Origin of the sequence: Rhodohalobacter sulfatireducens, assembly GCF_022012475.1 — a bacterium.
Lineage (GTDB): Bacteria > Bacteroidota > Rhodothermia > Balneolales > Balneolaceae > Rhodohalobacter > Rhodohalobacter sulfatireducens.
On sequence record NZ_JAKLWS010000008.1, the window covers coordinates 38,366 to 58,290 of the forward strand.

Below are 19,925 nucleotides of genomic sequence, written 5' to 3' on the forward strand. Positions count from 1 at the left end.
CCGTGAAAAACATAATTCTCTTATTACTACCCGTATTATTCTTATTGAGCGGATGCCTGAGCCAGGAACCTTCAGAGGTTCAGATCCATACGGATGAGTGTACCTATTGTAAGATGGTCATTTCTGATGGGCGCTATACAGCACAGCTTGTATCCGATAAAGGAAAGTCATACCCGTTCGACAGCATTGAATGCATGGCTGCCTATGAGCATACCAACCCCGGCGTTGCAGAAGGTGCAAAACTGTACGTAACCAGCTTCACCGAACCCCGACATTGGTTGCTTGTTGAAGAATCAGACATTTACAAATCCGACGATATCCAGAGTCCTATGGGATTATCATTGTTTGCTCTCAGAAGTGATTCAAATGTTCCTGAGATGATTGATGATGCTGAACTGCAAACATGGCAGCAAATCGTTCAGTATGTAACTAGCAGTTGGGAGATCAGGTAATGAAATCTGCGATTTTTTTAAAAACATTTCGGACACGACATCTTTTTTTAAGTCAACTTCTGCTGATTCTGTTTGTTATGTTCGAATCACTGACCGCCCAGACCAACACGATCCGTGTAAAATCTGAGCCCGGAATTTTGAATTCATCTATTGAAAACGCAATACAACGTGCCGATTCCGGGGATACAGTTCTTCTTGAGCCCGGAGTTTATGCCATTCATGACCTCCAGATTAGCAAATCCATTACTCTACAAGGGCAAGAGGGATCCATCCTTGACATTGAAGAGCGGGGATACGGTTTGATTTTGAAGGGGACAAACATCACCCTCAAAAATTTTGAAATCCGAAACTCCGGGTCCGGTTTTATGGAAGACTTCGCTGCCATTCTAATCGAAAACAGCAGAGATATTCATGTTGAAGACCTGACTCTAACCAATAATTTCTTTGGCATCTTCATCGCCAAAAGTGAACGTATTCTAGTATCAAACAACAACATTTTTTCCAATGCAAAGAGGCAAACCACATCGGGTAATGGCATCCATTTGTGGTACAGTAAAAATGTGGAAGCTCACAATAATACAATTACCGGGCACCGCGATGGCATCTATCTTGAATTTGTAGAAGAGAGCAAAATGAGCGGAAACAATGTTTTCAGTAACATCCGCTATGGCCTGCATTTTATGTATTCCAATTCATGCAGCTATATCGGTAATACTTTTGAGGATAATACTTCCGGAGTGGCTGTGATGTATACCAAAAATGTGGAGATGCTGCACAATCATTTTATCAATAACTGGGGAGCGAATCGATACGGCCTGCTTCTTAAAGAGATTAACGACAGCGTTGTGAAATATAACCTGTTCGAGTCGAACTCAGTGGGAATCTACAGCGAAGCTTCAAACCGGGTTCTCATTGAACAGAATGAATTTCGAAACAACGGCACAGCTCTGCGAATGATGGCCAATGGATTAGATAATCGAATTGAGCAAAACAACTTCATCAGTAATGTATTTGAAGTTACAACCAACAGCCGCCAAAATCCCAATCACTACGAGGGCAACTACTGGAGCCAGTACGAAGGTTACGACCTGAATGGCGATGGAATCGGAGATGTGGAATACCGCCCGGTACGGCTATTTTCACTTCTTGCAGAGAAAGAACCACTTTCACTTATTATGCTGCGAAGTATAATGGCCGGTGTTTTAGATACAGCAGAGCGTGTTTTCCCGGTGTTGACTCCAAAAAACCTCGTTGACCCAAAACCTTTAATGCAACCAAACCAATGATTACGATCCAACAACTACAAAAATCATTCGGGGATCATCATGTTCTCAGGAATATAGACCTGGAGATTCCCACCGGTCAATCTATCGGAATCGTGGGGCCGAACGGATCAGGCAAAACCACACTCATTAAAACAATGCTTGGCTTAGTAAAACCCGATTCCGGTACCATTACTATCAACAACACGGTATTAAACGGAAATCACATCTATCGCCGGGATATCGGTTATATGCCACAACAGGCCCGTTATCCTGAAAATATGTATGCTACTGAACTATTTGATTTTATGGAGAACCTACGGGACCAACCGGGAGAGTTTAGAAATCAACTCATTGAGGAGTTTAACCTCTACTCTGAGGTAGAAAAACCACTGCGTGTTTTGTCAGGTGGAAATCGGCAGAAAGTAGGGGCTGTTCTCGCCATGATGTTCAACCCATCCATCCTTTTTCTTGATGAACCAACCGCAGGCCTTGACCCACGCTCAAGCTACATCTTTAAAGAGCGTATTCGGAATGAGAAAAGGGCCGGAAAAACGATTCTGATCACCTCGCATATTATGAGTGAACTCGAACAGCTCGTTGAACATGTGGTCTTTATCCTCGAAGGCAAAATCCAATATTACGGTACTATTGGGGATCTGCTGAAAGATAACCGTCAGGATCACCTAGAGGGTGCGATTGCACAAATGATGGAGGGGGTCGAATTATGATAGCTGTTTATTATCAAATCGTACGAAATGAATTCCAGACGCTTTTGCGGGCACGATGGCTGATTGGTTATGGTCTTATTTTCCTTCTTCTTACAGATACCCTTTTCCGATTTACGGGCGGTGGAGCGGAAGTTTTAGTTAGCCTGAGCAATGTAATTCTGCTATTTATTCCACTCATTAGCATGCTTTATGGTATCCTCTTCATCTATCAGTCAAGAGATTACCTTGAGCTTTTACTTACACAACCTGTAAACCGTGAAACCCTTTACTGGGGATTGTTTACAGGCATTTCGGGACCCCTAACCTCAGCTTTCCTTGCCGGTACTACGCTGCCACTCATCTGGCACGGTAATTTTTCAGGTGAACCGGCCATGCAAACTGTTCTGGTTTTGGGAATCGGTGCCATTTTAACTTTCATCTTTACCGGTCTCGGTTTTGTGATGGGCCTGGCCTATTATGAGGAGAAAATTAAAGGATTTGGCTATTCATTGATGATCTGGCTTTTCATGGCTGTTATCTATGACGGTTTAATCCTCCTTCTGATTTTTCTCTTAGGAGACTATCCAATCGAAACAGGTGTAGTAGGATTAACCATGCTAAACCCAATAGACCTCGGTCGAATCCTGATACTGCTTGAGTTTGATATTTCCGCACTGATGGGGTATACCGGGGCCGTTTTTAGTCAATTTCTCGGCTCATTAAAAGGGATGCTCACAGCCTCTTTCATGCTGGTTCTGTGGCTCATTTTACCCATGTGGCTTGGACTGAGACTCTTCAGGAAAAAGGATTTTTAGAGATTTTTTTGTTAATAGATGCTTTAAGGTACGAACACCCGTCAGACCGCCTGGAGCGGTCAGATGGGTAAAATCTAATCAGGGATTACCTTATAAAAATCATACTTTCTCACCATTATCTTTAGCATCCTAAACACTAAGACTTTAACTCATTATTATTGAAGTATGACTTCTGATGATAAAAAACACGTTCGACGTTGGTACTGGAGCGGTGCAATTCTGATTTTTGTAATGGTGGTTGTAGGTGGAATCACCCGCCTGACCGGTTCCGGCCTCTCAATGGTAGACTGGAACCCCATTATGGGTGCTATTCCTCCTCTTTCTGATGCACAATGGGAAGAGACATTTGAACAATACAAGCAGTTTCCGGAGTATCAGCAAATAAACTACAATATGGAACTTCCGGAGTTTAAGACCATCTTTTTTTGGGAGTATATTCACAGACTGATCGGGCGTATTCTTGGATTAGTTTTCATAGTACCATTTGCGTGGTTTGTCATCAAAAAGAAAATTGATTCGAAGAACATCAAAAGGGGAATCATTCTATTTACTTTGGGTTTAAGCCAGGGTTTTTTGGGTTGGTTTATGGTGATGAGCGGACTGGTGGATATTCCTGAAGTAAGCCACTATCGACTTGCCGCTCACCTTTTACTGGCTTTCACTATTGTGGGATTCTGCATCTGGTACGCCCTGGATTTAACCCCGTCAGCAAATCCGCGCGAAGAAACCGGCAAAGAGTTGCGTTGGTGGCTCTATGGACTGATGGGACTGTTGGTTATCCAGATTATCTACGGTGCTTTTGTTGCCAATATGCAGGCAGGGCATGTCTATAATACCTTCCCAAAGATGTATGAGCACTGGGCGCCTCCGGAACTTTGGGTTATTGAACCCATAATTCTCAATTTTTTTGATAATATCGTTACCGTGCAGTGGATCCATCGGGTTTTTGGGACGTTGATTGGCCTGATAGCAATTGCCATCTGGATTCGCTCCTTCATACTGGATACTACATTCTTCACAAAAAAATGGAGTCTTTCACTCCTGGCAATTGTGTTAGCACAATATCTTATCGGTGTCTTTACCCTGGTCTTTCACGTTCCAATCTGGCTCGGAGTTCTTCACCAGGCGATGGCTCTTGTACTTTTTGGTTTTATTGTTGCATTCCTGAAAACCCTGAATCAAACCGATTCTTTGGGTTCCCATGAAATCAATTAACAACCAATACAACCGGATTTGGAAGCTTTCTATACTTAGCTTTCTGATTGCAGCTTTTACCGGTTTCATCTATCGAGTTGGGATGCTCTATCCATTGCCCGGTTCAATGGATTTGGTAAATATTCGTCACGCCCATTCCCACCTGATGTTTTTTAATTGGATCTCTCCCCCCATCATGGTGTGGATGGCCTCTGTACTAGCCGGCCAAAAGCGTGATCTCAATCACAAAGCATTCAAATCATGTCTCTATACCATGATGGGGTTGGGTTTTCTCTCCTATCCCTTTTTCTTGTTGTATGGATACCGGTCCGTTTCACTTGGTCAGGCTAATCTGCCTATCGCTGCAATCATTTCAGGACTTATCATGATTACATGGTACTGGTTTGCCTGGCTCTATTATCAACATCGAAAGAGAAAAATTTCAGACTTTTCTTTGAACTTGTTCGACGGAGCATTAACGGCGCTTCTGATCAGTTCACTCGGGGCCTGGGGAGTTTCCGTGTTTCAGTTCAGCGGAATCCATAACCCGCTTTTTTCATCAGCACTCACACATTTTTTCCTTGCTGTTTTTACAGAGGGGTGGGCACTCCTCGGAGTAATGGGCATTATTTGGAATTACATGAATCTGCAGCCACGATCAATTCAAACCGGATGGTTATGGCAGCCTCTTTTAATTGGATCGATTTTAATCTTTCCCTTTAGCCTCACTCAATCGCTGGTCACACCAATTATGCTTCTTTCAGCTAAAGTTGGTTTGGGGCTGATCATTCTGTCCTTCGTGCTTCATCTTTATATATTTCTCAAATCAAAGAAGTTCACAGGTTTTGTATGGAAAACAATCCTTGTTTTGATTGGATTGAAAATTTTATTCCAGGCTGTTGCTGCACTTCCAATTGATCTTTGGCCGGCTGAACACGGCTTGCGGATTCTCTACCTCCACCTAATTCTGCTGGGTATTGTTTCCATCAGTATGTTCAAAATTTTTTCATTTCGGGATCATTCAATAGTTGTACAAATATTTACTGTGTCGGTAGTGTTGGTCATAGGGTCTTTATTCCTGATCAGCGGATACAGTCCTAACCGGCTGACCCCTGATCAACCTTACCAAATTGTGATGTATATTGCATTTCTGCCGGTATTTCCTGCCGCCTGGATACTTCTCAGAAAAGTGTCGAAAGGGTAGTTTTTTGTAGATTTAAATGGCATATGAACGGAAAAAAACATATTTTAAGACAAAAGAGTCTCAATAACCTAAAATAGAGAATATGCTATTATCAAAATCGTGTGTATACGGCTTGCGGGCTTCACTATTCCTCGCAACCAGAGACAACGGAGAGTATGTACCCATTCGAAAAATGAGTGACAAACTTGAAATTTCCTTCCACTTTTTAACAAAAATTCTACAACAGCTTACGGCTGAAGGAATTATGGAATCTTTTAAGGGGCCTAATGGCGGAATTCGTTTGAATCGCAATGGAGCAGAAGTTCCACTTATGGATATTGTCCTGGCGATTGACGGATCACAACTGCTTACAGAGTGTGCGCTGGGATTACCCGGTTGCGGAACGAAAAACCCATGCCCTCTTCATGATAAATGGGCAGAAACACGCGACGGAATCCGGGAAATGCTAGAAGAAACTACTTTGACAGAACTTGCTGAAAAGGGTATGGAGGAAAACCTTCGCCTGACAACAGACGGTGGTTTCGATATTCTTTTTAATGACCATGAGGATGAACCAAAGTGATTTAGAGAGTTCAAGTCTCCCTGCACTGATCGAAAAATATAATGTAGCAGGCCCGAGGTACACCTCGTACCCTACTGCCGTTCAATTTGAACCAAACTTCGATCCAAAATACCTGCAGGATGAACTCAAAAACCGGCAAAATTATCCGCGAGACTACTCGCTCTATATCCACATTCCATTCTGTTTTTCGTTATGCTGGTATTGTGGATGTACAAAAATAATTACCAAAGTTCAGGATCGGGGTACGCTGTATCTTGATTTTCTCGAGAAGGAGATGCAGCTCGTTTCAGAGCAGATGCACGAGGATTCAAGTCTCAAACAGATTCATTTTGGCGGCGGCACTCCCACCTTCCTCGATCCCGGACAACTTCGCCGACTTGGAGAAATGATTCAGACGTACTTCAAAGTACATCCAAATCCTGAATATAGCGTTGAGATCGATCCAAGGAGGGTTTCGGAGGAGCATATCGCAGCTCTTGCTGAAATTGGCTGCAACCGTGCTTCACTTGGTGTTCAGGACACAAACCCTGAGGTACAAAAAGCAATCCACCGTATTCAGCCATTCGAACAGTCACAGAAAGTAACCGAATTTCTTAGGAATCACGGTATTCATCATGTCAATATTGATTTGATATATGGGCTGCCAAAGCAAAAACCGGCTTCATTTCAGAAAACTCTTGATGATACTTTAAGCCTGAACCCGAATCGTTATGCCATTTACAGCTACGCACATATTCCCTCGATGATGCCCGCTCAAAAGTTGCTGAAGGAGGAAGATTTTCCATCGACTCAAGAGAAGCTTTCTATGCTTTTAACGGCTATCGAATACCTGCAAGAAAATGGGTATGAATATATCGGGATGGATCACTTTGCCAAAGAGACTGATGAGCTCAGCAAGGCGCTCCATGAAGGTACGCTGCACAGAAATTTCCAGGGATACAGCACGCATGCCGAGCTGGACATGATTGCGCTTGGAATGTCCGGCATCTCCCAGAGCAGCAGGCTTTTTTATCAAAACACCAAGGATCTCGATGAGTATTACCGCCTTCTCGAAGAAGGACAACTTCCGGTCAAAAAAGGGTATTCATTGACGGATGAAGATAAACTCCGGAAAAAGATCATCATGCAGATCATGTGCAAAGGAGCAATCAACTATTCACAGTTCCTTGAAGAAACGGGAGTCGATATACCGAAAAAATATCCAGCAGAGCTTGATCTGTTACCAGAATTTGAAAGAGACGGACTTCTCATTCAAACTCCAAACGGATTCCACATCACCGAAACCGGCCGACTCTTTTTGAGAAATATCGCGATGGTATTTGATGAGTATTTGAAACAATCCCGACTTAAAGCTGCATATTCGAAGACAGTTTGATTGAACACAGACGTTTCAACCCCAACATTTTACTGTCTTACCAGTAAAATTTACTTTTTTTACTACTCTTCCTCATCTATCCATTGTTTTATTGATAATATTACTGCTTTAACAGTAATTAATATTATTACAGAATGAATTTCTAAAATTTATTTATTATAATAATTAAAAATTATGCTTAAACAGTAATATATATGCTTATGGAACGATTCGGAGATCTCATCTGCTGCCATCGCAAAAAGAGTAGGCTAACGCAAAAACAATTAGCTGATTTAGCGGGTGTGGGGAAAACCGTAGTCTTTGATATCGAACATGGTAAGGAAACCATTCAGTTCGACTCACTGAAAAAGGTATGCAATGCTCTGAATATCACAATAATGTTAGAAAGTCCCATTATGAAGAACTGTGAGGAAGAGGTTTATGAAAAAGGCTGAAGTTTTTATGCATGGCGAAAAAGCCGGTATCCTCATCGAGCAGAAAAAAAATAAACGATATCGGTTTAGCTATAGCAGTGATTATGATGGACCGCCTATCTCGGTTACAATGCCGGTGAAAAAAAAGATATTCGAGTACAACCACTTTCCTCCCTTTTTCGAGGGCCTGTTACCTGAAGGAGTAAACCTGGAGATGCTGCTACGGACCAATAAGATTGACCGTAATGATTCTTTTGCTCAATTGATTGCCGTTGGAGAAGACACCGTTGGTGCGGTGACAATTCGGGAGGTATGCGAATGACCCGTTGTCCAATTACATATCAGGAGGTGACTTCAGGAACCTACAGCAAAACGGGATTGAACAGATTAAATCCAACTTTAAAAGAACTGGGTCCCTTTCCGTTTACACGCCGGGAACAGGTCAGGGAAGCACAAAAACGGATGACAAAAATGTCGATCGCTGGTGTGCAGCCCAAGCTGAGTGCACAACTCAGTGTAAAGGAGGGTATTTTTAAAGTAGTTGATAAGTACGGAAGCTACATCTTAAAACCACCGTTGTCGGATTATGAAGAAGTTCCGGAAAATGAAGATGTAACAATGCGTATGGCTGTCGCTTGTGGTATTGATGTACCCTTCCATGGACTTATTTATGCCAAAGATGGCTCCATACTCTATTTTATTCGTCGATTTGACCGGGTTGGACGAACCGGCAAGAGGCATGTGGAAGATTTTGCTCAGGTTGCTGGCAAAAGCCGCAGTACAAAGTATAATTACTCCATGGAAAAAGTAGTTACACTCATCGAGGATTATTGTACCTTTCCCATGGTTGAAAAAATGAAGTTATTTCGCAGGGTTCTGTTTTCCTGGCTTTGTGGCAATGAAGATATGCACCTCAAGAATTTTTCTTTGATTCACCAGGATGGTAAGATAGAACTGTCTCCGGTCTACGATTTATTGAATACGACCATCGTGCTTGCTGATGCAACAGAGGAGATGGCACTGCCGCTTCAGGGGAAAAAAACAAACTTTAATGAAGAAATATTTTTCGACTATTTCGGAGGTGAAAGGCTGGGTTTAAATCAAAAAGTATTAACGAATATAAAACAAGATATTCAATCTGCCTTTCCAAGATGGAATCAATTAATAGAAATCTGTTTTCTAAGTGATGACATGAAAAAAGCTTATAAAAACATATTAAGCAAACGGCGAAAAGATATAGGCTGGCTGTAGGTCACTTATAGCAGTAAACCTTTAAATATATTTGAACAGCGCATTTACCGGTTAATAGACGGAAGGACCTCCGTCTTGAACCTTCGGGAGTGCTTCAACTACACATTGGCTAACCGGTAAACGCGTTAGATAACATTTTTATAAATCTTCATATCACTTACCGATACTTCTCAAACCATGCCAGTACGTGATCTACTTTTGTAATCAGTTGACTGGGTCGACTCACAATCGAATGGCTTGCACCCGGGATCTCAACGTACGCCGTTTCAATATCCCTGATTTTCAAAGCGCTGTAGAGTTGTTTGGCTTCTGAAGGCGGTGTTCGTAGGTCATCCGTTCCAACCATTACCAATGTCGGTGTCTCCACATTCCCGACCAGCGAGATCGGTGAGTAGCTCCAATACTCCTCAAAATTTTCCCAGGGTTGCCCCGGATACCGATAATTCGCATATCCGTAATAATTATCAGCTGACAGGGTTTTGCTGATCCAGTTCATGACCGGTTTTACCACAGCCGCCGCTTCAAACCGATCGTTCTTGCCGACCATCCACGCTGTCATAATTCCTCCGGCACTTCCGCCCGTTACATAGAGGCTGTCTTCTGTAGTGATTCCTCGCTCAATCAATAGATCTACGCCATCCATCACGTCCTGGTAATCATCTCCCGGATAATCATGATAGAGCAGATTCCCGAACTCCTCGCCATATCCCGTACTTCCCCTTGGATTGGGATAAAAAATAACATAACCGGCCGAGGCATAAAGCTGAACTTCCGCCGAAAACCTTTCGCCGTAATTAGAAATCGGTCCGCCGTGATTTTCAACCAATAGAGGATAGGATCGATCCGGATCGTAATTTGGAGGCGTCACAATCCAACCTTGAATATCTATTCCATCCACAGACGATTGGTACCAAATCTCTTCTACTTCACCTAAATTTCTGTTGCTGAAAAGCGGCTCGTTCAAGCTTGTGATTTTCTGGGCTTCTTCTCCCATCCCAACCAATGCCAACTCTGCAGGATGATACGGTGATGCCAACGTAAAAGATATCTGATCATCCTCCGACTTGGAATAGGACCCTCCACCATACGGACGACCAATAGTTGTTCCACCAATATTTTCAGCGACAAGTTCAGTATCTCCATCCAGATCGGTAAAACCGATTTTTGTTATACCTTCATCATCATACATAAAATAGATTCCGGTACCATCGCTACTCCAGGAGATATCAGAAAGAGACCGATCCAAACCGGTTTCAATCTCCCTTCGGTTTGATCCGTCGCGATCCATCAGCCAAAGTTTGGTTACCTGGTAAGTTTGAACCATATCCATATACCCAAGATACGCGATTGTCTCTCCATCCGGCGAAACCGTTGGTGAATAATCAGGGCCATTTCGGTCGGTCAATTCCTTGATTTCACCGCTGCTTATATCCAATGAATAGATCTCAGAGTTTCGATAATTTCGTTCCCAGTCCGGACGCCGATTGGCTGAGAACAGCAGATGTTTGCCATCCGGAGTCCAGGTTGGCTGACCACCGTTGTGATAATCATCATCCGTAAGTTGCCGAACCGCACCACCATCTGCATTCACCACAAACAACTGTCTAAAACCCGGTTCGATATATCCACTTCCATCCTGCTCATAATTCAGGCGAGTTGTAACTCTCGGGGCATCGGCCCATTCAGCACCGTCCGGTTTGGATGGAGGAGTGACAAGCGTGGGATTTGACTCCGGTACCTTCATTGAAAATGCTATCTGACTGCCATCAGGCGACCATGAGAGTCCGCCGGGCGAACGCTCCAATTGAGAAATGCGAGCTGTCTTGCCGGAATCAACCCAGTAGATAAACAGCTCAGATCCATGATCTTCCTCGGAACTGGTGAACGCAATCCGGTCACCGCTGGGCGACCATACCGGGCTGGATTCACTTTCTGATCGGTTGGTTAATTTGTGATGTCCCGTTCCATCAGCATTGATCATCCACAAACTTGCCGTTCGACTGTCTTTCATGATATCCATCCCGCGACGGACATAGATAATTTGGTTGCCATCCGGTGAAATTTGGGGATCCTGAATCCATTGAAGATCAAAGATATCCATTCGCGAAAATGGTTGATTTTGAGCGAATAGAAGAGTCGGGATTGAAAACAGTAAAACTAGGACAAACAGACGCTTACGAAGCATGATGAAGGAATTAATTCTGATTTTAAATTTGCAAATAAGTAATGGACTAATCTACTGAATTGCCAATGATTTTAATCTCAACCTTGTATACGATGCCATGAGGAGTGGGGAGTGCGGTGTGAATAAACCCACTCACCGCATACCTTACTCCACATTCCTATCATTGACAAAATTTACCATAAATTATGGCTCATGAACCTCAACGACTCAAAGAATCCACAACGATCTCCACGTTTACTCTCTATGGTTCTCTGTACCTCCGTGGCAAACCTTAGCGACAGATAATTTTTTTATCTCAAAAGTGTTATATCTTTACACTCACATGGAATCAGCTACTAGAAATAACGCTCTCGTTGAGAAGTTGGAAAGCCGCAGCATCAAACCCACGGCGATGCGGTTGCTGGTTTTGGAATATCTGGTGCAAAAAGATGAGGCAGTGAACCTGTCCGATGTTGAACAGCATTTCAAAAATTCAGATCGAACAACTCTTTACCGAACTCTGAAAACGTTTGAGGATAAAGGGCTCGTTCACGAAATTCATGATTTGAGTGGCAGTGCCAAATATGCTCTCTGCGCAGATGATTGTAGTTGTGCCTACCCTGAAGATGTACATGTCCATTTCTACTGCAACTCCTGCAAAAAAACGTATTGTTTCCCTGATCGGTCCGTTCCAAGCATCTCCCTCCCTGATGATTACCACCCCGTCTCCGGAGATTTTGTAATTAACGGTGTTTGTCCGACTTGTAGAAATTAACAGTGGCTTTCACGGATTTTTCATTCATCAGAAAGAATTGGTTGGTAACCAATATTCAGGTCCCATCTGTTTCCGACCCAATCTGAACGAGTGGTAATGGCTGTTAAGAGAGTCCATCATTTTTCAAAATCTTTAGCCCTTTTTTCACCAAGCGTACCCTAAAGGGACGCCCTCCCAAATCAAGCACTTTTTTACCCTCCAAATGTCCCGGTAGAGCAAAGATCTGCTTGTATCAATCTTTGCAATATTGTTGCATCTCTTTACTTCCTAATTTTCGGTTGATGTATTGATGGAAGTAAAGATTTGTTTGATGAATAAAAGTATAGATACCAGTGATAGCTGCTGCACTCCGCAGCCTCAGAATGCAAGTCAAGGCTGTTGTTGCTCAGGCTCATTACATGATGCTGATCATAAAACTACCGATGATAGCTCATCCTATATAAAAGATCATTGGCAGCCGCTTGTTAGTTTTTTGATGCTTGTAATTGGCCTGATATTGGATGCGTTCATTCAGCCCTCTTGGTTTTCTGAGCCGGTTCGAATCGGGTGGTATGGTCTCGCTTATCTTCCTGTAGGGCTGCCTGTTTTGAAACAGGGATACAATCAACTTAAAAAAGGTGACCTGTTTACAGAATTCTTTTTGATGGGAATTGCCACTATTGGCGCTTTTTTGATTGGTGAGTATCCCGAAGGGGTAGCAGTGATGCTTTTCTATTCTGTAGGTGAAGCGTTTCAGCTCAGAGCGGTTCAAAAAGCACGTGGTAATATCAAAGCACTACTGGATATCCGACCAAAAACGGCTCTTTTGAAACGTGACGATGCATTCGAAATCGTACATCCCAAAGATGTTCAGATTGGTGATATCATCCAGGTGAGGCCCGGCGAACGCATTCCTTTGGATGGTATTTTATTAACTGAAAGTACTTCGTTTGATACATCCGCCATCACCGGGGAAAGTAAACCGAGACAATTTCAGAAAGATGAAAAAGTACTTTCGGGATTTATTAACCAGGACCAGCTGATTGAGATTGAGGTTATCAGCACTTACGAAAATAACTCCATCACCCAAATCCTGAAAATGGTTCAGGAAGCTGCTTCCAGAAAATCAAAAACTGAACAGTTTATCCGTTCTTTTGCTCGAGTCTACACTCCTATTGTTGTATTGTTGGCAACACTTCTGGTTCTGACTCCATGGTTTTTTGTTGATAATTACCTGTTTGAAGAGTGGTTTTATCGAGGATTGGTTTTTCTTGTAATTTCATGCCCTTGTGCGCTCGTAATCTCTATTCCGCTTGGTTACTTCGGAGGAATTGGAGCTGCTTCTCGAAATGGAATCCTTGTAAAAGGTTCAAACTATCTCGATGCCCTCAAATCTGTAAAAACTGTCGTATTTGATAAAACCGGTACACTCACTAAAGGTGTCTTCGCTGTTCAGGAGTTTCAGAGTTTCGGTCATGATAAAGATCAACTCTATTCCTATTTACATGCCGCGGAGAAGAACTCAACACATCCCATTGCTAAAGCAATCACAGATTTTACGAAGCATAATAACGGATCATCTTTAAAGGTATCTGAACAATCAGAAATACCGGGCCACGGAATACAAGCAAATGTGGATGATTCGAAGATCCTGATCGGAAATAAAAAGTTGATGGATCTTAAAAACATCGACCTCAATGGATACTCAAATGGTTCTAATGAGACATTGATTCATTTAGCAGTTGATGGAAAACACGCCGGATTGTTAACCATTTCTGACAAAGTAAAGGAGGACTCGGCCAACGCTATTCAAAAAATTCGTAATCTTGGAGTTGAGCGTACATTTATGCTTAGTGGCGATCTTAAATCAGAAGCGGATAGAATCGGAAATCTTTTGAACATCGACCAGGTGTTTGGCGAACTACTTCCTGAAGATAAAGCAGAAAAATTCGAAGAGATCAAAATACAATACCAGGGAACCACTGCTTTCGTGGGCGATGGAATTAATGATGCGCCGGTTCTGGCTTTAAGTGACATTGGTATCGCCATGGGTGCGATGGGAAGTGACGCTGCCATCGAAACGGCGGACGTTGTGATTCAAACGGATCAACCATCAAAAATTGCCACTGCAATAAAAATCGCAAAAAAAACCCGCAATATTGTATGGCAAAATATTGGCCTTGCGATGGGTGTTAAAGGCATCGTACTTTTCATGGGAGCCATCGGAATTGCCACACTTTGGGAGGCTGTATTTGCAGACGTGGGTGTGGCTCTTCTTGCGGTTCTAAATGCCGTTCGTATTCAGAGAATGGATTTTGATTAAACATCCATGCAGTCACTGAAAATAAGCGTTGCCATTCTTAACGTTTAAACTCGTTGCGAAGGTCCTCCTTCGCAACGCCCCTTTGGAAGCTCCGCTTCAGTTACGGTAGAGGGTTTCTACTTTAGTAGAAGCAGAGCTTCAGGCGTAGGTTCCAAAGGAGACCTTTGGAACCAGTAAAGGCATCGTACTTTTCATGGGAGCCATCGGAATTGCTACACTTTGGGAGGCTGTATTTGCAGACGTGGGTGTGGCTCTTCTTGCGGTTCTAAATGCCGTTCGTATTCAGAGAATGGATTTTGATTAGCCTTTTCTCCATCATAGGATGAGAATGCTTTTTAAAAAAAGATCTGGCTGCATCCACTCATTCGATATATCCCTAATCACTTATCTATTTTTTAAAATTCCCTGCTTGACTTAATGTATTAGATAAACTAATTTTTAGCTATGGCTAAATTAATAGTTTTAATATGAGAAAGTCACATCTTTTTCCACTCGTTTTCTTTCTATTACTTCCCTTTGTGGGAACTGCCCAGAATCAGGTTGGAGAAATTCATGGCATTATTACATCGGATGGTGAACCCGTGATAAGTGCCAATGTTGGCTTTGCCGAAAGCCAAAAAGGAGTAGCTACTGATCTGGAAGGATTTTATCAAATAAAAAATATTACACCCGGCACATACACACTTGAAGTATCATCAGTTGGGTTTAAAAAATATTCTGAACGTATTGAAGTTCCTGCAGGTGAAACTCTGGAACTGAATATTCAACTGGAAGCATCTACTCTCGAACTCGAGCAGGTTGTTGTGACCGGAACTATGCGGAAAACCTATGTAAAAGATTCTCCCGTCAAAGTCAGTGTGGTAAAATCTGAACAGCTCCAGCAGGGGAAGATCAGTGCCAATATCATGGATTTGATCAGCAGTGTGAATGGACTTTCCACGCAACTAAACTGTGGAGTTTGCGGGACCAATGCAATTCGAATCAACGGAGTGGAAGGCCCCAACACAGCCGTACTAATCGACGGAATGCCGATTATGGGGGCTTTGGCTTCGGTTTATGGGTTGAATGGAATCAGTCCATCTATTATCGACCAGGTGGAAGTGATCAAAGGCCCACAATCTACATTATACGGTACACAAGCGTTAGGAGGCGTGGTTAATATTATCACAAAGAATCCGGCTACTACACCCACATTTTCAGCAGACCTTTATGGAAAGAGCACTGAGGAGGGAAACTTAAATATTGCCTACTCTCCAAAATTTGATCGATTTGAAGGATTTGTCAGCGGAAATATTGTCCGCCTTGAAAACTATTTTGACAAAAATGAAGACAGCTTTAATGACCTCGTAAAACAGTCCCGAGTCTCTCTTTTCGGGAAGGGCACATTGCTCGGTAAAAATATGGAGCAGCGACTAAATGTAGCCACAAAGTTTTACAGTGAGAATCGAACAGGAGGCCTCCGGGAGTTTACGGATGACCTTCGGGGATCTGACCAGATATACGGTGAATCGATCTACACAAATCGCTTTGAATTGATGACAGATCTCCGCCCTGGTGGATTAAATGAGCAACTTAGATTTAGCGGAGCTGTGACATACCATGACCAGGACAGCTATTATGGCACTGATTGGTACGATGCTCAGCAGGGTATCATATTTGGCCAGGCTACGTGGGATCAGACCATTGGTGATCATTTTAAACTGCTGTCAGGAACAACTTTACGATACGAAACTTATGACGACAATACTCCTGCTACCTCTGATGGCATCGATCGACGCTGGATCCCGGGAATATTCTCTCAGGGCGAACTGACTGTTGGTGATTTTACACTTCTCGGCGGATTCCGAGTCGATCACCATTCCGAACACGGTTACGTAACCGCACCGCGCTTATCCACAAAATTCAGCCCAACAGATTTGACCACTTTTCGCGCAAGCGCAGGAACAGGATTTCGGGTTGTAAATGTGTTTACAGAAGATCATGCTGCACTGACCGGATCGCGTGATGTTGTCTTCAATGAAGATCTCAATCCCGAAAAATCAAGGAGTATCACGGCGAGTTTGGAGCAAATTATTCCTTTTGGAACAAACCCAATGACAGTCGGCCTGGATGGGTTTTATACTCATTTTTCAAATAAGATCATTCCCGATTATGATCAGGACCCAAAACTAATCATTTATGAAAACCTCAATGGATTTTCTGTTACGCGCGGCTTCTCGGTTGACCTGGATCAAAATTTTACCGGTATTCCATTCAGTTATAATGCAAGCATCACCATTATGGACGTGTACACCGATGAGAATGGACAGAAGCAAGCTTTGACCTACGCACCGGAGTATACAGGCACATTTGGAGCTACTTACGATATTCGTTCTTTGGATCTTTCATTAGGATACAATGGAAACCTGGTCGGAAGTAAACGAATGCCAAAAAGTTATGTTGAAGATTTTGAGCGAGACCAGTGGTCACCTGCGTATTCAACTCACGATCTAAAAGTCACTAAAGAGTTCAGCAATGTGAACAGCTCTAACGGAATTGGTTTTGAAGTGTATGTCTCGGCAGAAAATATTTTTGATTATACCCAGGGCAGCCCTCTTGTGGATGCCAGGAATCCCTTTGGTCCTGACTTCGATACAATTTATACATGGGGACCCATTGTGGGACGAACATTCTCGCTGGGTGCAAGATTAAATCTCAGGTAACGAAATTCCCCCTTCGAAGGGGCTCATTTATTGAACGCGAAAGCGAAATGTTATCACGACGAATGTCGTGGGAACTCGGGGGATGTACACCCTTGCCTTTAAATGATGAACTTCTGCCAGCTGGTGGAGAGAATATTCACTCAAAATCATTTAAACCGTGAATCGAACTCAATCATCAAATACCGCCTTCTTGATAGTTGCATTCATGCTGATAGGATCCCTTTTTCTCAAACCGGCCATCGCTCAAGATAAATCTATATATTGGCGTCCTTTCGAAGAAGCTCTTCAGATAGCTGAGAAAAAACAACAGGTTATAATTGTGGATGTATGGGCACCGTGGTGTGGCTGGTGTAAAAAAATGGAGAAGCAAGTGTATCCGAATGTGTCAGAGAATCTTTCAACCCGGTTTGTTTGGACTCGGTTGAACCGGGACGATAACAACTCGACAATTCAATTCAGTAATCAACCATTCTCTCCGCTTCGACTGGCACAAAAGCTGAATGTTCAAAATGTGCCGGCTCTTGTCTTTCTTGCGCCAAATGGTGATTATCTATTTCACAAATCAGGTTTTACCGAGGTGAATACTTTCGAATCCATAATGAGTTATATTGCGTCAGATACTAACCCTAATGGGTCATACGAAAACTTTATATCTACAAACCAGTAATATTCCTTTCTTAAAAGAACTTTTTTTCAATCCCTTCTCTTTTAACATCTTCTCCTGATGTTCGTATTGTTTTATACACTTTAATTTCAAGACAATACACAAATCAAATGAATCTACACCGCTTAATTTTTGATTTCTATGAAGGTATTTTCTTATTCACTGCAATTCTCATTATTACTCCCCTGATCCCTCCTCAACAGATGAATGCTCAAGTTCCTGTTGATCGCCAGGAAGAAATTGAAGTGATGATTCTTGGCACTACTCATTTTGGAAATCCAGGTCAGGATGTGATTAATATTGAATTTCCGGATGTACTTCAGCCCAAATACCAAAGTCAGATCGACAAAGTAATAGAGGATCTTTCTGAGTTTCAACCTACAAAAATTGCCCTCGAAGCCCGGCCCGATTATAAAGCTAAAGTAGACAGCATGTATAATGCTTACATAACCGGGGAACATTCTCTCTCGAGAAACGAAAGGCAACAACTGGGTTTTAAATTGGCAGGCAAAATGAATCATGATCAGGTTTACTCAATTGATCATGATGGAGAATTTCCATTCCAGTCAGTTCTTGATTTCGCTAAAGAACATCAACCGGAATTTGTTGAACAGATCGAAAAGCTTAGCAAATATGTAGAAAACAGAAACCAGGAGTTAGTCAGCAGCAATACCATCCCTGAAATTCTTAGAAAGAAAAACAGTCTCGAATATCTTGAAGTCCAGAGACATTTCTATGCAGAAACAGCATCCGTTGGAAATGATACAACTTTCGTTGGTGCAGGTTTAGTTAGCAAATGGCATGAGCGAAATATCAAAATTTTTTCAAGCCTGAGCCAAATTGCAAAACCGGGCGATCGCATTATCGTAATCTTCGGCTCCGGACACGCTCCGCTTCTACGATATTTTGTTAAATCAGACCTGCAGATGAAGCTGGTTGAACCAAACGACTACCTGTAAGAATTTTATTGAACCAACCCAGACCGATCCCTCGGATTCTGAAAATATTTAATCACGTTTGTAGCACCGTAAAGCAAAAGAAATGCAGCGATAAAGTATGCCACAGAATCGGGATTCATGATGATTAATACGGCAATAATCAGAGTTAGGAATCCCATGATGGAAAACTGGAATGCCATCAAGAGTATCACACCAAAAAAGCCAAGAAAAACAGCAAAGGTGATAGGAATCACCTCTGGAAAAACGAAAATGAGTACTCCCGTTATCATTGGAAAAGCTGCAATGATGGCGGGTGTTCTGGCGTACATGAAAACAAGTCCAAGAGCGATGAGATATCCGCCTGCTATCAGGTAAAGAAAGTTTGGATAGGTGAGCGTTAAAATGCCGGTTACCAGCGCCAACAAAGCATTCAGAATTCTACGCTCCCTGGATTTGTGTTCAATATTTATGTGAAAGTATTGTTTCATTTTATTCTTTATTCTTTTTGAAAAGTTACCCGTCTGAACGCTCCAAGCGGTCTGACGGGTCCAGGTATCTACGAATATATTTGCTTAATATGTTCTTCGGGAATCGTTTGATTCGACATTTTAACAAATTCATTTACCCCACTTGGCAACTCTAAATTTTTTATTCCCAATTCTCGATTACAAAGTTTCCCATTTCTTAAACCTGCATAATCCCGATACGATGAAAATTTCCAACCTGCCAGATCTTCACATATTCCGGCACGCAATGGATTCTGATGGATATAGAGAAAACATATCAACGCATAATCTGGATCATCAATTTTTTGGGATTTTGTTTTACTCCTGAATAATGAACCGCTTCTATTCTCTTGCTTATTGATGGCTTGTGTGTATGAACTCAGCAAATTTGCAATACAGCGAACTAATGAATGTTGAGGATGAGAATTCATTTTAGAACTTTCTATATCTTCTAAATCATCTAGGCCCTTTGTTTTAATCAACCAATGAAAATGATTCTGCATCAGGCAGTATGCAAGAATCTCACAATAATTTTTTAGTGTACTCATCTTCTTAAGAAAATAGAGATAATTGTGTTTGCTGAAATAGATGGGTTGTCTGTTATTCCCCTGATTGTAGACATGATAAAATCTATTT

At 42.3% G+C, this 19,925-nt stretch carries 19 protein-coding genes; 16 read left to right on the forward strand and 3 right to left on the reverse strand.

Annotated elements, in window-relative coordinates:
• The first annotated feature begins 2 nt into the window (after window positions 1-2).
• The 11 genes from L6773_RS08225 to L6773_RS08275 all read left to right on the forward strand — a co-directional run bounded on the left by L6773_RS08225 (window position 3) and on the right by L6773_RS08275 (window position 9,238).
• Window positions 3-452: a hypothetical protein gene (locus tag L6773_RS08225; RefSeq protein WP_237853393.1), complete on the forward strand. Its 450-nt coding sequence runs from the start codon at window positions 3-5 to the stop codon at window positions 450-452.
• Window positions 452-1,738 carry a nitrous oxide reductase family maturation protein NosD gene (gene nosD, locus L6773_RS08230; RefSeq protein ID WP_237853394.1) on the forward strand — a complete coding sequence of 429 codons (1,287 nt, stop codon included), beginning with the start codon at window positions 452-454 and terminating at the stop codon, window positions 1,736-1,738. The genes L6773_RS08225 and nosD overlap by 1 nt, the downstream gene beginning before the upstream one ends.
• Window positions 1,735-2,445 carry an ABC transporter ATP-binding protein gene (locus L6773_RS08235; protein ID WP_237853395.1) on the forward strand — a complete coding sequence of 237 codons (711 nt, stop codon included), beginning with the start codon at window positions 1,735-1,737 and terminating at the stop codon, window positions 2,443-2,445. The genes nosD and L6773_RS08235 overlap by 4 nt, the downstream gene beginning before the upstream one ends.
• Window positions 2,442-3,239, forward strand: a complete 798-nt coding sequence (locus tag L6773_RS08240; protein WP_237853396.1) for an ABC transporter permease — start codon at window positions 2,442-2,444, stop codon at window positions 3,237-3,239. The genes L6773_RS08235 and L6773_RS08240 overlap by 4 nt, the downstream gene beginning before the upstream one ends.
• Before the next feature lie 165 nt (window positions 3,240-3,404).
• Complete coding sequence (locus L6773_RS08245) at window positions 3,405-4,454, forward strand: COX15/CtaA family protein (RefSeq protein WP_237853397.1); 1,050 nt, start codon at window positions 3,405-3,407, stop codon at window positions 4,452-4,454.
• Window positions 4,441-5,637 carry a hypothetical protein gene (locus tag L6773_RS08250; protein WP_237853398.1) on the forward strand — a complete coding sequence of 399 codons (1,197 nt, stop codon included), beginning with the start codon at window positions 4,441-4,443 and terminating at the stop codon, window positions 5,635-5,637. The genes L6773_RS08245 and L6773_RS08250 overlap by 14 nt, the downstream gene beginning before the upstream one ends.
• A gap of 82 nt (window positions 5,638-5,719) precedes the next feature.
• Window positions 5,720-6,199 (forward strand): RrF2 family transcriptional regulator, encoded by a 480-nt coding sequence (locus L6773_RS08255; RefSeq protein WP_237853399.1) that lies wholly within the window; start codon window positions 5,720-5,722, stop codon window positions 6,197-6,199.
• The gene (gene hemN / locus L6773_RS08260; protein WP_237853400.1) at window positions 6,186-7,574 is read left to right on the forward strand and encodes an oxygen-independent coproporphyrinogen III oxidase; all 1,389 of its coding nucleotides are present in this window, start codon (window positions 6,186-6,188) and stop codon (window positions 7,572-7,574) included. The genes L6773_RS08255 and hemN overlap by 14 nt, the downstream gene beginning before the upstream one ends.
• Before the next feature lie 200 nt (window positions 7,575-7,774).
• Window positions 7,775-8,008 carry a helix-turn-helix domain-containing protein gene (locus tag L6773_RS08265; RefSeq protein WP_237853401.1) on the forward strand — a complete coding sequence of 78 codons (234 nt, stop codon included), beginning with the start codon at window positions 7,775-7,777 and terminating at the stop codon, window positions 8,006-8,008.
• Window positions 7,995-8,309: a HipA N-terminal domain-containing protein gene (locus L6773_RS08270; protein WP_237853402.1), complete on the forward strand. Its 315-nt coding sequence runs from the start codon at window positions 7,995-7,997 to the stop codon at window positions 8,307-8,309. The genes L6773_RS08265 and L6773_RS08270 overlap by 14 nt, the downstream gene beginning before the upstream one ends.
• A complete protein-coding gene (locus L6773_RS08275) occupies window positions 8,306-9,238 on the forward strand; it encodes a HipA domain-containing protein (RefSeq protein ID WP_237853403.1) in 933 nt (310 codons plus the stop codon). Before L6773_RS08270 ends, L6773_RS08275 begins: the two co-directional genes overlap by 4 nt.
• Window positions 9,239-9,395: 157 nt before the next feature.
• Here L6773_RS08275 and L6773_RS08280 read toward each other — a convergent pair whose 3' ends face one another.
• Window positions 9,396-11,423 carry a prolyl oligopeptidase family serine peptidase gene (locus tag L6773_RS08280; protein ID WP_439653427.1) on the reverse strand — a complete coding sequence of 676 codons (2,028 nt, stop codon included), beginning with the start codon at window positions 11,421-11,423 and terminating at the stop codon, window positions 9,396-9,398.
• A gap of 322 nt (window positions 11,424-11,745) precedes the next feature.
• Here L6773_RS08280 and L6773_RS08285 point away from each other — a divergent pair, with 322 nt between their 5' ends.
• The 5 genes from L6773_RS08285 (at window position 11,746) to L6773_RS08305 (ending at window position 18,804) form a co-directional block, all read left to right on the forward strand.
• Window positions 11,746-12,177 carry a Fur family transcriptional regulator gene (locus tag L6773_RS08285; protein WP_237853405.1) on the forward strand — a complete coding sequence of 144 codons (432 nt, stop codon included), beginning with the start codon at window positions 11,746-11,748 and terminating at the stop codon, window positions 12,175-12,177.
• Between the two features lie 310 nt (window positions 12,178-12,487).
• Window positions 12,488-14,479, forward strand: a complete 1,992-nt coding sequence (locus tag L6773_RS08290; RefSeq protein ID WP_237853406.1) for a heavy metal translocating P-type ATPase — start codon at window positions 12,488-12,490, stop codon at window positions 14,477-14,479.
• Between the two features lie 467 nt (window positions 14,480-14,946).
• The gene (locus L6773_RS08295) at window positions 14,947-17,181 is read left to right on the forward strand and encodes a TonB-dependent receptor (RefSeq protein ID WP_237853407.1); all 2,235 of its coding nucleotides are present in this window, start codon (window positions 14,947-14,949) and stop codon (window positions 17,179-17,181) included.
• Between the two features lie 157 nt (window positions 17,182-17,338).
• Window positions 17,339-17,848, forward strand: coding sequence for a thioredoxin family protein (locus L6773_RS08300; RefSeq protein WP_237853408.1), 510 nt, complete (start codon window positions 17,339-17,341; stop codon window positions 17,846-17,848).
• A 107-nt stretch (window positions 17,849-17,955) separates the two neighbouring features.
• Window positions 17,956-18,804, forward strand: coding sequence for a DUF5694 domain-containing protein (locus tag L6773_RS08305; protein ID WP_237853409.1), 849 nt, complete (start codon window positions 17,956-17,958; stop codon window positions 18,802-18,804).
• 5 nt (window positions 18,805-18,809) lie between these two features.
• On the opposite strand, the gene L6773_RS08310 is transcribed toward L6773_RS08305, so the two are convergent.
• Window positions 18,810-19,271 (reverse strand): hypothetical protein, encoded by a 462-nt coding sequence (locus L6773_RS08310; RefSeq protein WP_237853410.1) that lies wholly within the window; start codon window positions 19,269-19,271, stop codon window positions 18,810-18,812.
• Window positions 19,272-19,339: 68 nt separating this feature from the next.
• Window positions 19,340-19,837 (reverse strand): transposase, encoded by a 498-nt coding sequence (locus L6773_RS08315; protein ID WP_237853411.1) that lies wholly within the window; start codon window positions 19,835-19,837, stop codon window positions 19,340-19,342.
• Window positions 19,838-19,925 lie beyond the last annotated feature (88 nt).

Bases quoted from the DNA above. Each gene is read 5' to 3' on its own strand.
- L6773_RS08255 (WP_237853399.1), top strand. From the start codon at position 5,720: ATGCTATTATCAAAATCGTGTGTATACGGCTTGCGGGCTTCACTATTC.
- L6773_RS08250 (WP_237853398.1), top strand. From the start codon at position 4,441: ATGAAATCAATTAACAACCAATACAACCGGATTTGGAAGCTTTCTATA.
- L6773_RS08295 (WP_237853407.1), top strand. From the start codon at position 14,947: ATGAGAAAGTCACATCTTTTTCCACTCGTTTTCTTTCTATTACTTCCC.
- L6773_RS08270 (WP_237853402.1), top strand. From the start codon at position 7,995: ATGAAAAAGGCTGAAGTTTTTATGCATGGCGAAAAAGCCGGTATCCTC.
- L6773_RS08310 (WP_237853410.1), bottom strand. From the start codon at position 19,271: ATGAAACAATACTTTCACATAAATATTGAACACAAATCCAGGGAGCGT.
- L6773_RS08305 (WP_237853409.1), top strand. From the start codon at position 17,956: ATGAATCTACACCGCTTAATTTTTGATTTCTATGAAGGTATTTTCTTA.
- L6773_RS08265 (WP_237853401.1), top strand. From the start codon at position 7,775: ATGGAACGATTCGGAGATCTCATCTGCTGCCATCGCAAAAAGAGTAGG.
- L6773_RS08285 (WP_237853405.1), top strand. From the start codon at position 11,746: ATGGAATCAGCTACTAGAAATAACGCTCTCGTTGAGAAGTTGGAAAGC.
- L6773_RS08280 (WP_439653427.1), bottom strand. From the start codon at position 11,423: ATGCTTCGTAAGCGTCTGTTTGTCCTAGTTTTACTGTTTTCAATCCCG.
- L6773_RS08245 (WP_237853397.1), top strand. From the start codon at position 3,405: ATGACTTCTGATGATAAAAAACACGTTCGACGTTGGTACTGGAGCGGT.
- L6773_RS08235 (WP_237853395.1), top strand. From the start codon at position 1,735: ATGATTACGATCCAACAACTACAAAAATCATTCGGGGATCATCATGTT.
- L6773_RS08290 (WP_237853406.1), top strand. From the start codon at position 12,488: ATGAATAAAAGTATAGATACCAGTGATAGCTGCTGCACTCCGCAGCCT.
- hemN (WP_237853400.1), top strand. From the start codon at position 6,186: ATGAACCAAAGTGATTTAGAGAGTTCAAGTCTCCCTGCACTGATCGAA.
- nosD (WP_237853394.1), top strand. From the start codon at position 452: ATGAAATCTGCGATTTTTTTAAAAACATTTCGGACACGACATCTTTTT.
- L6773_RS08315 (WP_237853411.1), bottom strand. From the start codon at position 19,837: ATGAGTACACTAAAAAATTATTGTGAGATTCTTGCATACTGCCTGATG.
- L6773_RS08275 (WP_237853403.1), top strand. From the start codon at position 8,306: ATGACCCGTTGTCCAATTACATATCAGGAGGTGACTTCAGGAACCTAC.
- L6773_RS08240 (WP_237853396.1), top strand. From the start codon at position 2,442: ATGATAGCTGTTTATTATCAAATCGTACGAAATGAATTCCAGACGCTT.